Source organism: Streptomyces sp. BK340 (assembly GCF_007827595.1).
Classification (GTDB): Bacteria; Actinomycetota; Actinomycetes; order Streptomycetales; family Streptomycetaceae; genus Streptomyces.
The window spans coordinates 1-13,055 of record NZ_VISR01000004.1 but is presented as its reverse complement, the minus strand read 5'-3'; the positions used below and the strand labels follow the sequence as shown (position 1 = coordinate 13,055).

Annotated in this window: 11 protein-coding genes and 3 pseudogenes; 10 read left to right on the top strand and 4 right to left on the bottom strand. The window is 65.9% G+C overall.

What is annotated here, in order from left to right; genetic code table 11:
- The first annotated feature begins 7 nt into the window (after positions 1–7).
- From FB157_RS09550 to FB157_RS47920, 4 genes are all read left to right on the top strand, one after another.
- On the top strand, positions 8–400 hold the full coding sequence (locus FB157_RS09550) for a hypothetical protein (protein ID WP_145877970.1): 393 nt from the start codon (positions 8–10) through the stop codon (positions 398–400).
- A gap of 1,147 nt (positions 401–1,547) precedes the next feature.
- Positions 1,548–2,597 (top strand): radical SAM protein, encoded by a 1,050-nt coding sequence (locus FB157_RS09545; protein WP_222440928.1) that lies wholly within the window; start codon positions 1,548–1,550, stop codon positions 2,595–2,597.
- Positions 2,598–3,053: 456 nt separating this feature from the next.
- Entirely contained in the window at positions 3,054–3,395 is a 342-nt protein-coding gene (locus tag FB157_RS09540; protein WP_145877966.1) for a hypothetical protein, read from the top strand.
- A 549-nt stretch (positions 3,396–3,944) separates the two neighbouring features.
- The gene (locus tag FB157_RS47920) at positions 3,945–4,328 is read left to right on the top strand and encodes a pentapeptide repeat-containing protein (protein WP_222440927.1); all 384 of its coding nucleotides are present in this window, start codon (positions 3,945–3,947) and stop codon (positions 4,326–4,328) included.
- A 207-nt stretch (positions 4,329–4,535) separates the two neighbouring features.
- Here the strand turns inward: FB157_RS47920 and FB157_RS09530 are convergent, their stop codons facing one another.
- The gene (locus FB157_RS09530; RefSeq protein ID WP_145877963.1) at positions 4,536–5,123 is read right to left on the bottom strand and encodes a DUF1524 domain-containing protein; all 588 of its coding nucleotides are present in this window, start codon (positions 5,121–5,123) and stop codon (positions 4,536–4,538) included.
- A 501-nt stretch (positions 5,124–5,624) separates the two neighbouring features.
- Between FB157_RS09530 and FB157_RS49605 the strand changes: the two are divergent.
- Positions 5,625–5,711: pseudogene (locus FB157_RS49605) on the top strand (XRE family transcriptional regulator); the annotation flags it as partial.
- A gap of 47 nt (positions 5,712–5,758) precedes the next feature.
- On the opposite strand, the pseudogene FB157_RS09520 reads toward FB157_RS49605, so the two are convergent.
- Together FB157_RS09520 and FB157_RS09515 are read right to left on the bottom strand one after the other, a co-directional pair.
- A pseudogene (locus FB157_RS09520) lies at positions 5,759–5,938 on the bottom strand (IS110 family transposase); the annotation flags it as partial.
- Positions 5,939–6,031: 93 nt separating this feature from the next.
- Positions 6,032–6,673, bottom strand: a complete 642-nt coding sequence (locus FB157_RS09515; RefSeq protein ID WP_145877959.1) for a uridine kinase — start codon at positions 6,671–6,673, stop codon at positions 6,032–6,034.
- 699 nt (positions 6,674–7,372) lie between these two features.
- Here FB157_RS09515 and FB157_RS09510 point away from each other — a divergent pair.
- The 5 genes from FB157_RS09510 to FB157_RS09485 are packed head-to-tail and all read left to right on the top strand — an operon-like array spanning position 7,373 to position 12,979.
- Positions 7,373–8,665, top strand: coding sequence for a helix-turn-helix domain-containing protein (locus FB157_RS09510; protein WP_186581426.1), 1,293 nt, complete (start codon positions 7,373–7,375; stop codon positions 8,663–8,665).
- A gap of 17 nt (positions 8,666–8,682) precedes the next feature.
- Positions 8,683–9,438 carry a toll/interleukin-1 receptor domain-containing protein gene (locus tag FB157_RS09505; protein ID WP_145877955.1) on the top strand — a complete coding sequence of 252 codons (756 nt, stop codon included), beginning with the start codon at positions 8,683–8,685 and terminating at the stop codon, positions 9,436–9,438.
- Positions 9,435–11,423, top strand: coding sequence for a hypothetical protein (locus tag FB157_RS09500; protein WP_145877953.1), 1,989 nt, complete (start codon positions 9,435–9,437; stop codon positions 11,421–11,423). Before FB157_RS09505 ends, FB157_RS09500 begins: the two co-directional genes overlap by 4 nt.
- Positions 11,420–12,502 carry a hypothetical protein gene (locus tag FB157_RS48270; RefSeq protein WP_261386228.1) on the top strand — a complete coding sequence of 361 codons (1,083 nt, stop codon included), beginning with the start codon at positions 11,420–11,422 and terminating at the stop codon, positions 12,500–12,502. The genes FB157_RS09500 and FB157_RS48270 overlap by 4 nt, the downstream gene beginning before the upstream one ends.
- Positions 12,503–12,520: 18 nt before the next feature.
- Positions 12,521–12,979, top strand: coding sequence for a hypothetical protein (locus tag FB157_RS09485; protein WP_145877951.1), 459 nt, complete (start codon positions 12,521–12,523; stop codon positions 12,977–12,979).
- Here the strand turns inward: FB157_RS09485 and FB157_RS09480 are convergent.
- A pseudogene (locus FB157_RS09480) lies at positions 12,968–13,055 on the bottom strand (IS5/IS1182 family transposase); the annotation flags it as partial. The gene FB157_RS09485 and the pseudogene FB157_RS09480 overlap by 12 nt on opposite strands.

The following is a 13,055-nucleotide window of genomic DNA, read 5'->3' as shown; positions in this document are numbered from 1 at the left end:
CCTTGACATGCATGACTTCATCCGGAGGGAGGAGTCCCGCTTCTTCAGGTCTGGATCCTTTGACTCCAGGGAAGTCGCCTCTCAAATTGCACTGGAGGTGCTGATGATTGGTGCTCCAGATGTCAGGATTACTCAACAGGCCGACTGGATCGCCGTATCTTCCGGCAGCGACTGGCATGTCGGTCTAGGGGGGGATGTTTTCGACAGGTTTGCACCTATTCCTGGAAGTGGTCGTAATGCGGTGACATCGGAAGTGCTCCTGGCTGTATTCTCACCCGCAGTGGTTACTGCGGTGAATGGAGAAGTGACCGTGATTAAGGGAGAGTCGCTCGGACCCCTCGCTGAACATGTGCCGAATAGGGGGCGCGTCGTGGCGTTCCAGGTTCCCACAGAGCAATAGGCTGGAATCCCCCCACCGGATCTTCGGGCGGGCATCCTGGTGCAGGGCGTGGCTTGCGGGCGTTGGGGGAGGGGCGTCCAAGTGGCGCACCTTGCGTTCGCGGATGGAGAGGGCTCGTTGCCGAGGGCGCGGACGGCGTTTTGGCCAACTCAACCAGTATCCGGGTGGCCGATGCGGACGTCTCTCCGAAGTGGAACTTCTCCGACGTGCACGCCATTGCCGCGGTGATCCGCCGGTTCGATGTGGTGGCGGTGCAGGAGGTGCGCGGGGAGTTGCGCTAGTCCTCGGGGAGGACTCGGCGTTCATCCTCACCAACTCACCCTGGGCAAGGCCAGCGTATCGGGGAGCGTCTGGCGTTCTTGTTCAATACGCGCCGCGTCAAGCTGTCCGGGCTGGGTTGCGAGCTGGCGGTACCGCTGGAGGAATAGGCAGGGGCGAATGCCGCTGGTTTGGACCCGCAGTTCTCCCGCCGTCAACTCCGTGATCTTCCGATCGTCTGGTCAGAACCTCACCACCGCCGGCACCTACATCGAGATGACCTCCCGCCTTCTCGAACCCACCCTCCTCGCCCTCGCCATACGCGGCCGCATCAAACGCTGACCATCCCAAGCAGCGAGGCGGTCTCCTGTACGTCACTGACGACCCCTCGGATACTTGTGAGGCAAGTACGGGAAACGGCACTTGCCTCACATGCCTCACGCTTTGCTGCGACCCGAGTGTTCTTCGGTCCGCCGATGAGTTGTTGGGTCCCAGGCGACGATCTTCGACGGGCTCTTGGGGCATCCAGGAGAGGGTCTCGGGCCCGCTGGCACGGTCGGCGAGTCTGTGAGGAACTCACCAGGACCGTGATGGAGGTGTTGTCCATCAGGATCACTCGCATGGCCGGAAGGCGCCGGGCCGGAGGCTGAGGCAGGCGCGGGCGGGGACCAACACGTGTGAAGGCCGGTTCTGTCCGGGCAGCTTCCAGCGGGCCGGGTATCAACTGGGGGAAAACGCCCGGTTGTTGCTTGGTGTGCCTCTAGTATGACGGTCTGCGCTGGCGGCTCACGCGCACCTACTGCATGTGTATTGCACGCACGTCACACCCTCTCCAGTCGGAGGGGGAGATTCGGAGCAGTTCGACCGTGTACCTCACCCGATTCTCCGCGTGCGGCTTCCGGTCTCTGGCGCGCGTCGAGGACGCCGACTGCTGGACTTTTACCGGGAGAACTTCGACTTCGGCCCCGACACCACGATCCGACTCGAGGGTGATCCCACCACCTTCACGCCCCAGAAGCTCGAGCTGCTCGCGGAACTCGGCTGCAGCAAGGTCTCCAGCGGGGTGCAGTCGTTCGACGACCACGTGCTGCGCCTAAGCGGCCGCGAGCACACCGGCGCCGCCTCCACCGAGTTCATCCGCCAAGCGAAGGCCACCGGTTTCGACTGGATCAGCGTCGACCTGATGTACGGGCTGCTCGACCAGACCCTGGACAGTGTCCGACGTGACCTGGACACCGTGCTTGAACACGAGCTCACCGCCGTGGTGTGCACCAAGCTGCACCTGCGTGACTACAGTGACACACGGACCGGCGTCTCCGGTGTGCAGCCCGCAGCCTGGCAAGTCCCGGAGTATCGCGCCCGCCTGGCGTCCCGGGGGCACCGCTGGCCCACGCTCGGCGAGCAGTATCAGATGCGGGAGATCCTCACCGGCGGACTGCGGAGGGCCGGCTGGACTGAGCATCCGACCATGTACTTCGCCCGCCCCGGAGCCGGGCCGGAGAAGTGGAAATCCATCATCACCGACCAAGACCAGCAGCAGCCCGAGGTCGCCATTGGCCTCGGCGGAAGCTCCAGCTGCCGCCGCTCCGAGGCAATGACGAACGTCGACTCGCAGCAGTACAGCGCCGCGGTAGAAGCCGGGCGGATTCCCCTCGGTTCCGCCACCGCGTTCACCGACCAGGCACAGGAGACACGGGCGGTGAACATGGCACTGTCCACACTTCAACCGCTGCGGGAAGAGGTGCATCGGGAGCGTTTCCCCGGCACGTCGCTCTTCTCCCCCCAACGGCGAGAGAGCTTTGCCTTCCTGAGCAAGCGGGGCCTGCTACAGACAGACGAGAGTGCTGGCACGGTCACGCTGACATCGGTCGGAGAGACTCTCGTGGAGGCGATTATCAACACCGAGCTCATGGCGGATCGGCCGCACGTAGGACGGTGAGGGTACTGGGGCCGCGCTCACGGCTGAAAATGGGTACGAGCGCGTGGTGGCTTTGCCGTCGACGATCTCGCCGTTCTCGGCAGCCTCCTGGCGGCGTACCGTGACCAGGTTGCCGTCGCAGCGCGCGGCGCCGGTCATGGAGTTGCCGAGGGCTTGAAACCGACGGGTTTGTGGTACCCCGGAGGGGTTGCACCGTGGACCTGAGGGCCACGCGGTTCCTTAGGAATGAATGGCCCTCGGGTTCGCTTGGGGGCTGACCTGACGCCGGTGATAGGTAATCCCGCGATCGGGATCGGCCAGATGCCCCGGCCCGACCGTGCATCCTCAGGGGAGAAACCGCTCTTTTCATCTCCAAGTCGGGACACCCCGGCGAAATCGGAGGACCGAGGATGGCCAGCGACACCGAGAAGTGGTTCAACGCCGAGAAAGGATTCGGCTTCATGGGGCAGGATTCCGGTGCAGGATCGCAGTCGAGAGTGCGGGCACGGCCACCGCGAGGTGCGCCAGCTGAAGGTGCCCACCGTCCGCCCGGGCCTGCTGTTCCCGCACGCGGCCATAGAGATCAAGCGTCGTCGCACCAACCGCAAGACGGGCAAGGTCGGGACGAGGGTCGTCTACGCGGTCACCAGCCTGGCCTCCGAACAGGCGGGTCCCGCCCAGCTTGCCCAACTCGTCCAAGGGGCGTCGGTGGAGGCACTGCACCACGTCAGAGACGTGACCTGCGGCGAGGACGCCTCGCGCATACGCACCCCGGTACCGCACCACGCGCCATGGCCACCCTGCGCAACCTCGCCATAGGCCTCAGGCGGCAGGCCGGCTGGACGACCATCGCTGCCGCAGTCGATTACTATCTGTAGCGCCACGACCACGCAGCCGCGATGCTTCACGTCGCCGCGTGAGAACGCGTCGGCCCTGCGTGTTGGGCTGGTGGAAGGAATCTAATACGCCATACTGGCGCATTTTTTGCTTCCTCTCCTTGAGTCCAGGGTATACCACCCAAAATTACTTGGCGGTGTGAGTGGGAGGATTTGCATGGAATGGCATTGGCTGGATGTGAGATCGTGGGAGTGGATCTCGGTATTCATCATTCTCGTGGTCGGGCTTCTTCTCTTTTTTTGGGCTTCCGTCTGGCCGAGGAGCAACGATGCCGAGTGGGCATCACGAATGCAGATCATCGGGAATCTTGGAGGTGGAATCCTGAGCGCGGGCGTCATCTCGCTCGCCCTTCTTGCTATTCAGTCATCCCTACAAGTGACACAGAATGAGACGACGTGGCGAGACAGTCTAGCGTCAGCAACAAGTCTGGCTGGATTCAACCCGGGGCGCCACTCGGTCAGGGAACTAACCTTGACCGACAAGGATCTCCACGACGCACTCTTGGAGCGCAAGGACCTGACTGGCACTTATATGAATGGTTCCAATCTGAGAGGAGCACGCCTCGGTTGGGCTATTCTTGAACACGCGAACCTGCAGGGTGCCGATCTGTCCACCGCAGATCTCTCTCACGCCGACCTAGCTGGAGCTGATCTTCGTTCGGCCAATCTGGCTAACGCCACTATCTGGAGCGTGACAAGCTTGAAAAAGGCGAAGGTTAACGCGCAGACATGCTGGCCTAGAGATACTTTTCGAGCCAGGAAGAAACTTATGGCCGATGTGGAAGGTTTCGACGCCGCCGGACGCCGTAATGGCGACGTCAAAGGGGTTGAATTTCCTACTTGCGCGAAACACTAAAGGTCCTGGTGGGGCGACTTTGATGTCTTCAGCTCCACCTCTGGAACGGCTGACTGGCCGATCACTGCCGCGCGAACATTCACGTTAGTTCGGTCAACACGCCTGACTGTCCCGTAGGCTCGGTTGCCGGGTTGCTGCGAGGACACGTGAGGGTGGGGCATCCTGGCCGGCTGCGCTGTCCAATGGGGCGGCCGGGCCGACGTCTGTCTACTGGGCGAGGGTGACGGTGATGGGCTGGTCGGGGCAGTGGGCGAGGCCTTCGGAGAGGGCGGTCTGCTCGGCGGGGTCGATGGTGAGCTGGTAGCGGGTTTTGTCGGCGACCCAGTTGGTGATGTAGGTACACCAGTAGCCGGCGTACTGGGGCAGCCAGGTGGAGGGGTCCTGGTCGGCCTTGGAGCGGTTGGAGGCGGCGGAGACCGCGATCAGGGCGCGCTCGTCGTCGAGGTCGCTGGCGTAGAGCTCGCGTTCCTTCGCCGTCCAGGCGGAGGCGCCGGAGTCCCAGGCTTCGGCGAGGGGGACGAGGTGGTCGACGTCGAGTTTGCGGGCGTTGTCGAAGTACTGGTCGTCGTACGGGCTGTACCAGGCGCCGCCGGTCAGGGTGCAACCGGGGCCAACCTCAAGGGCGTTGACCGCCTCGGACAAAAGCACCTCCGCCCGCGTGTTACAGCCGTCCTTGTCCGCATCCGTCCAGTGCTTGAACTTGTCGCGGCTGTAGTCGGTGCGGCTCTCGTCCTGGACGGTGAGCGCCGCCAGGGCGTCGCGGACCGTCAGGGTGATCGTGTCCCCGGGGGGCATGCCGCTGCGTGGAGACAGCGTGTGCCGGGGTGGTTGGGGGTGCGGCGTGGTCGGTGGTGGGCGCGAGCAGTGCTGCGGGCATGAAGAGCGCGGCAGCCGCGGTGCCCAGGGCGCGGGGGAGACGCACGGGCCTTCCTCTCGGAGATCACGAACAGGGTCGTGATCTTCGTAGCGGGGTGGAAGCAGCACCGCAGCGGGATTCGGTGACACGTCACTCGTGTGGGCGGTAAGGCACACAGCCACCGGTTCACCTTCGGTGGCAACATCATCGAGACCGGCACCGACTCCTGCCGTCTCGCGCACGCCAAAGCCCAGTAAGGCAGCGGCTGACCAGCGACCGGCAGTGGCGTCAACCGAGCGCGAACGACGGCCGCTGCTGTACCGGCCGCCGCTGTCGGCGGCCTCGGTGAGGAAGCGGTCCACTATGCCGAGCTGGCTCAGCGCCTCCGCGGTGGCCAGAGCCACCACCTCGATCTGGTGGCCGGCGGCCCAGTAGGCGGGATGTACTTCCAGGACAACGGCCATCGCGCCGGGCAGTTGGAGGAGGTCCGCTTCACGGACATTGAGCACAGCGAGTTCGACCTGTAGCAGCCGAGTCCCGAACAGTCTGCGAGCCCGGACCAGTTGGTCCGGGCTCACTCGTGTATCCGCGGGGGTGCCTCTATGTCCTTCATCAAGGCTGAGTGGTCTGCGGTGGCTGTTTCGGTGGTGCGTGGCTCGTAGAAGGTGCCGTCGCGGAGCATCGCGAAGAGCACGCCCATGCGGTGCCGGGCGAAGCGGAAGAGAGCCTGGCTGCGGGTCTTCCCCTGATCCCGCCGAATGTCGCCCCTGCAGTTCGCCTGGCTGCAGGGGAACTGGATCGGTCGTGATCCGCCTGAGAGCCCGCCGGGGCTGGTGCCCCGGGCACGTCACAGCGCGAACACTGGGACCCCGGGGGTACGGGTCACACCGCGCACCCCCCGTGCTCGTGAGCGCGCCGCGGGCGGCGGTGCGAGGGCCGGCTCGATCAGCGGCATGACGGCCGCCAGCATCTCCGCCTCGCTCGCGGTCCCGTCCACGACCAGATCGGCCGCCGCCCGGGAGGGCGCGACGTGGGCTGCGTGGCGGTCCCTGCCGGTCTGCAGATAGTTGCGCAGGGACAGTCGGGGGTCCTGCCGCTGCACCTCGATCTTCCGGAGGATCTTGCGGGCCAGGCGTATGTCGTCGGGGGTGTCGACATACACCCGCCACGCCGCCCGCCGGACCACGGACGGCAGTGACAGCGCGAACAGGCCCTCGGCCACCACCAGCAGCACGCCGGGGCGCAGCAGCGCCGCGTCAATGGCGTGCATCACCGCTGTCTCGTCGATCGACCCCGGATGGTTCCAGTCGAGGACGGCGTGCCCGTCGGCACTGACCGTCCACACACCCCTCAGGCGGTCGTGCGCGGGCACGTAGTAGTCGTCCAGATGGACCAGCGCGATGCTCTCGGGACACTGCAGCGACAGGGCTTCGGCAAGGGTGGACTTGCCGGATGCGGTGCCGCCTGCGACCGCCAGTACACCCGTCATACCGGGCGCTCCTCATGTGCTCAAAGGGGGATAGACGAAGCGGCCGGACAAGCCGGGTGCAGGGAATGTACGGCGGCGTGATCGCCCATGGCAAGCGGGGAAACGCGGCCCGGTTCAGCGGAGGCCGGGGCCGCGACCTTTGGTCGACCTCCACACCGGTCTCGGCGATGCCGCGGACCTTCAGCGTGGCGTAGCGGCCCTTGGACGCGGGCGTGACGTCGACGCGCGGGAACGAGTAGTCGAGGCAGCGCATCTGCGACCAGGCGACGCCGCCGCAGCTCTACCTACGCAGCGGCCGCACCCTTTGCTGTGGATGCTCATTCTCGCAGCCTGTGCACCGGTTGACCGTCATTCCGCCAATGTGAGCAGCGCCCTCGGCCCTATGCGGCGAGCGGATACGGGCCTGGCAGGTGGCACATGACGTACTGGGTCGCTGCGGCCGAACTGAAGTGGCTGGAATCAACAGCCGGAACAACTCCCACAACCCGTCGGACATCGACTGCCCCACTATGGCGATCACCACTGCATCCCAGGATCAAGCCAGTGCAGATGATCTTTCGAGGATCAGCCCCCATACGGCGTTCCGTCCGTGGGGAGGAAACGGGAAACAGCATTGTTCGTCTTGTCCGTCCGGCCGGGTTGTCGCAGTCTTTCGTGCGGCAGCCCCGTTCACCTGGATGGATGGTTATGGAGGTTTCCGTGCCGCAGCCGTCCACTGTGTTCGGCGAGGAGCTGAGAAGGCGGCGGTTGGAGGCTGGTTGCAGTCTCACCGCACTGTCTGCCGCCGTGCACTACAGCAAGGCGCAGCTGAGCAAGGTCGAACGGGGCCTCAAGGCGCCCAGCCGCGATCTTGCCCGACTGTGCGACGCCACCCTTGGGGCTGGCGGAGCACTCATTGCTCTGGTCACCCCGCCCGCCGCTGACGCGCCGGACAGGCCGGTGCCGGGAGGGATGGACGAGGAGGAGTGGATGATGCAGCTGTCACCGGACGGCCCGAGCTGGTTCCAGCCCGTGGGCCGGCGGCAGGTCGTAAGCGCCGGCGCCGCATCGCTGATGAAGTGGAGCACAGGTGGTCAGGGAGCCGTCTCCTCGGCTGCCGGCGGAGGCATGCTGGAAGCGTCCCGCTCTCTGTTCACGCATTACCGGCGGCTCGGCCAGAGCGTCGAGCCCGGCTTCCTGCTGCCGGGTCTGATCGCGCAGACGCACACGCTGCGGGAGCTGTCCGCGCACACCGACTCCCGTACGCGTCAGGAGCTGCTGGCGCTCGGCTCCCGGTACGCCGAGTACGTCGGCTGGCTGGTGCAGGAGACCGGAGACGAACAGGCGGCACTATGGTGGACGCAGCGCGCGGTGGACCTCGCAGCCGCTGGCGGTGACCGCGCACTGGCCGGGTACGCGCTGGTCCGCCGGGCGCTGGTCACGCTGTACCAGGACGACGCGGAACAGACCGTCGCCCTGGCGCAACGCGCACAGAGTGGCACTCTCCCACCGAGGATCCGCGGGCTGGCCGCGCAGCGTGAGGCACAGGGGTACGCACTCGCAGGCGACCGCGACGCATGCCTGCGTGCCCTGGACCAGGCTCGGGCATTGCTGGACCGCCAGGACGGCGATGCCGACGCACCGGTGATCGGCAGCATGCACCTGCCCGACTCGGTTGGCATGGTCACCGGCTGGTGCCTGCTCGACCTCGGCCGACCACGGGAGGCGGCGGAGGAACTGGACCGGCAACTGGCACGAATCTCGCCCGAGGCGGTACGCACGCAGGTGCGCTACGGCGTCCGCCGCGCGCTAGCTCATGCGTCGGACGGCCAGATCGACCAGGCCTGTGCGCTGACCGCGCCACTCCTCGACGGAGCGGCGGCGGTCCGGTCCGCAACCGTCACGATCGATCTCCGGCGACTCGCCCGCGTCCTGGCCCGCCATTCCGATCACGCTTCGGTACGCCAACTTGCCCCACGGCTTGGCACGTTAACGCGCTTTCCGACCTTCTGAAGGAGAAAGGCCTGGTCATGACCGACGTATTCATCAACTACCGCACTGGGGACGGCGACAAGACCGCCGCCCTGATCGACCAGGAACTGTCGCGCCGCTTCGGCCGAAAGCGCATCTTCCGTGCTTCGAAGTCCATCGCCCCTGGCCACACCTACCCCGACGCCCTACTGACCGGTGTGCGGCGCAGCTCTGTGCTGCTGGCTGTCATCGGGCCGGACTGGACGAACTTCCAGACCCGGCTGCGCGACCCGGAGGACTGGGTACGCAAGGAGATCCTGGAGGCGTTCGCCTGTGGCATAGCTATTGTTCCCGTGCTGGACGGTCGGAAGACGGACCGGCTGAACAAGGCGGACCTGCCGAGCGAGCTGGCGCCGCTGGCCGACCTCCAGTCCATACCGCTCGACACCCACGACACCGAGATGGGCCTGAAACGCCTCGGCGACCTGGTGGCCGAGCTAGTCGCTGGCTTGCACGACCTGGAGCGGGAAGCTGCCTCGTCACCCGCCCCCGCCACCGTGAGGAACTCGATCGGAGACGTCAGCGGGACAGCGGTACAGAGCCGGGACTTCACCGGAGACGTCGGCGGCACCGTCATCAAGGACTCCCACGGGCCTGTACACACGGGACGGGGCAACATCTACCAGAACTCGCGTCACGTGTCGGGCGACCGGCACTTCTCCGGCAACGGGATGACGTACTTCGAGGGCGACCACCAGGGTGACATTCGGCACCGGTTCGGCGAGCCGGACCGACGCGAGGACGATGACCGGTGAGCGAGCACATCAGCACGTGGGTCGAAAACCCACAAGCGCCCATGCACACCGGCAGTGGCGATCTTTACGTCACTATCGGCACTCAGCTGCAGGACCCGGACAGACCCACCTTCCGCCGCCTCGCTGACGACCACCTCGCCTGGCTCAAGAAAGTGCTGGTAGCCCCGGCCGGCATGGGAGCAGCCCGCCACAAGCTGACCGACACCGGCACCGCGATCCTGGACGGCCCTCCGGGCAGCGGCCGCACCTCGATGGCCCGGGTACTCTTGCGCGAGTACGACCTGGGCGCTGGTGTCTTCCATGAACTACTACCGGACGAAGAAGACGAACTGTCCCTCAGTAACCCGGCTCTGGTAGGGACCGGCGACCGGCTGCTGCTGGACCTGTCGGCGGCCACCGCCGTCCAGTGGGCCGCAGTCCGGGCGGATCTCTCCGCCCTCCGCAAGGCTGTACAAGAACACCACGCGCACCTGGTCGTCGTCATGCCCTACGGGCTTCCCCTCGACCCCGACCTGCAGTACTACCGCATCAAGATTGACCCCCCGGACGGCTTGCAGGTCTTCCGGCGACACCTGCGTATACACGGGGTGCCCTACGAGCCCGCCCCGACCGTCACAGCATTTCTGGCCGAGTCCCGGCCGATACGGGAGATCGCCGACTTCGCCGACCTGGTGCGGCGGGCCCGTGAGGCCGCCAGCACCGAGGAGGGTTTCGCGCAGTGGTGCGAAACGGCCTGCAAAGCACGGGACGACCGCCGCGTAGAGATCGCCACGCTCGTCGCCAGACTGCGCGAGGGTCCGCAGCGGGCCCTGCTCCTCACCGTGGCCATGCTGCATGGCGCTCACGCCGACAGCATCCACCGGGCAGCCCAACTCCTGTTGCATACGCTCAAGTCCCCGCCCGAAGAACAGCCCTTGCTCGAGCGTAAAGACGTCGCCGAGCGGCTGTCGGAGATATCCGCCGGTGCCGAGCCGGACGGCCACGTCCACTTCACGGAGCTGGACTACGACGCCGCGGTCCGCGCCCATTTCTGGGACCACATGCCCGACCTGCGACAGCCTCTGGGCACCTGGGTCGCGCGCAGCGTGGAGTCAAGCGGCCCGTACGTCCCCCGGGAACTCCGTAACGGTCTCGTGGCACGGCTGGCCGAACAGTACCTGCGGACGGGACGCGGAGAAGGCCTGGCCTTCCTGGCCGAGAACTGGAGCACCACGCCCGCGAGCCGGCCCCGGCTGGAGGCCGCGGTGCACGCGCTCACCTGCGGCCTCAACGACCCTGCACAGGGCAGGAACTTTCGCCAATGGATCTACCAGTGGTGTGCTCACCGGCAGCTCAAAGGAGAGTTCGCGCAGGTCCTCGTCCAGGTCTGCGCGGATGTCATCGCCGCCAGCCACCCCGACCAGGCTCTGTTCCGCCTCTACCACCTGGCCCGCCGCGAGCAGGGCACCACCCGTGCCCTGCAAGCCCTGGTCGACCTGGTGGCAACGAGCGGCCGGCTGCGCCGGCGCCTACTCGACCGCCTCGCACGCTCCCCCCTCTCGCCAGCCGAACTCCGTATCTTCCTCCCGGCCTGCGATCCTGACCCGCTCAGCACCCCGTACGACAACGGACACGCCTTGATCGAGGAGAACGGTGCACGCAAGTCCCTGACCAACGGCTGGCGGGCTGTACTCAAAGAGCTGCCCCATGCGGAGTGGCACCCGTACGCACAACGCTGGCTGCACACGGCGACGGACGCCGGGCACCGCGGCGACTTACTGCTCGACCTCCTCGTCGGTGCGGCCGACCGGTGTGAAGACCGGCGCGGCACCGCCTTTGCCGCGCTGTACGCGAGTGCCCGCGCCGCAGAGCGCACACCTCCCCACGGGACTGCCCGAGCTGCCGCGACCACGGACAGGCTGTTGCAGAAGATCTCCGCGGCTCAGGGCCTCGGCCTGCCAGCCGCGCCACCGCCAACGACATCATCTGGGGGGAGCACACCGTGACAACCGGCTGCAAGACGACGACCGTCTTCCTCACCATCCTGTGCGGCCTGCTGCTGACCATTCTCGGCCTGACACAGGAGTGGCCCGCGTATGTGTGGCCTGTACTGGCCGTCCTCCTCGTCGCAATTCCCGCTGTGATCTTCAAGATCTCTGCGGTGCGCCGTGGCTCCATGCCCGTAGACCTTGAGGAACAACGCACTGCGCCGCCCGTCGAACGCAGGGAACACCACGTCAGCCGCGTGGCCATGCCCAGCCACTGGGCCGACTACGACTTCCTCTTCTCGGCCACCGTCCGGTGGTACCCCCTCGAGGCGCCCGGCAATGATCCCGTCCTCAACCCAGCCGGCCTCGCCGTCGAAGCAGTCCTGAACCGCGCCCGCGCGATCACCGAACAGCGGGAACCGGGCCGTCCTTCGCTCATTCAGCACGAACTGAGTGGTGCCCTCAGCAGAATGCGCCCAGACCCCACCGGACACCTTCAAGTCATGGCGGAGGACATCACACTCGTCCTGCGCGAACACGACCAGGAGCGGCTGGACAGACTCGCCGAAGTGCGCAAAGACAAAGCGGTTTGGGAACACCAGCGCAAGTACGAGCAGAGCAAGCGCGCATACCTGACTGAGGACGTGCTCAAGGACACCGGGAGCGCGGTCGTCTGGTGGCTCGCCAAGAACGACGACCAGGTGGAACAGACCGTGGCGGACCTCGGTCTGCTGGCCCAGCTCACGTCCGCCGCCAATGACACCGATGTGCCCGAACGGCTGCGTGATTTCATGCCCCGACCGCACAGCGAACGCCCTGCCTCAGATCTCCTGCAGGGGCAACCCGCTCCCTTCGAACCGCAGCCGACGGCCACGGACCACTTTGAGACCTTCCTCAACAGCATGGGATTCACGGACGGAGACGTTCGACGGCCGATGCTGGCCAAACAGATCGCCGACGTCATCAGGACACAAGACCAGCACGAGACAGCTGAGGACCTACTGCGCAGGTACGACCCGCCGGCGAGTTTCACACCGGACGACGATGAGCCGCCAGATTCCGCAGACGGCACGGCCAATGAGAAGCCCGCAATCTGACCTTTTGGGAGAAGGACAATGGACAGTGAGCTGGCCGCCCTCGCCGCATCCGGAGCAACCACCTTGGTCTCACTCATGGTCACCGACTCCTGGACACACGCCCGTGACCTCGTCAGACGATTTTTCTCACGCAGCGGCGCAGACAGCACCGCGATCACCGACCTGGACACCACCCGTACCCAGCTGCTCGCCGCCGAGGCGACAGAGGACACGCAAACCACCCGTGACATCACGGAACAGTGGCGCACCTATCTGCAACGCCTTCTGCAGGCAGGCTCTGGTACCGGCGACGATCTGCGTGACTTACTCACCTCCTTGCAGCGGATCGCGAACAACCCAGATACACAACCGAGCACCGTACACAACGACATCAGTGGCGGAGTCCAGCATGGTCCTGTCATCCAATCGGGTCGGATTGCCGGACTCACCTTTCACGTCCACCACGCTGCTGCTCCCTTACAACGGCTAACACAATGAGCCCAGTTGTCGGTGGGTGATGAGGCAGCAGGCGAGTTTGAGGAAGGCTTCGTGGATGTCGGCTCGCCGTTCCCAT

Excerpts from the sequence above, each read along its gene's own strand:
- FB157_RS09550 (WP_145877970.1), top strand. The coding sequence starts at position 8 with ATGCATGACTTCATCCGGAGGGAGGAGTCCCGCTTCTTCAGGTCTGGA.
- FB157_RS09530 (WP_145877963.1), bottom strand. The coding sequence starts at position 5,123 with ATGCCCCCCGGGGACACGATCACCCTGACGGTCCGCGACGCCCTGGCG.
- FB157_RS09515 (WP_145877959.1), bottom strand. The coding sequence starts at position 6,673 with ATGACGGGTGTACTGGCGGTCGCAGGCGGCACCGCATCCGGCAAGTCC.
- FB157_RS09505 (WP_145877955.1), top strand. The coding sequence starts at position 8,683 with ATGACCGACGTATTCATCAACTACCGCACTGGGGACGGCGACAAGACC.
- FB157_RS09485 (WP_145877951.1), top strand. The coding sequence starts at position 12,521 with ATGGACAGTGAGCTGGCCGCCCTCGCCGCATCCGGAGCAACCACCTTG.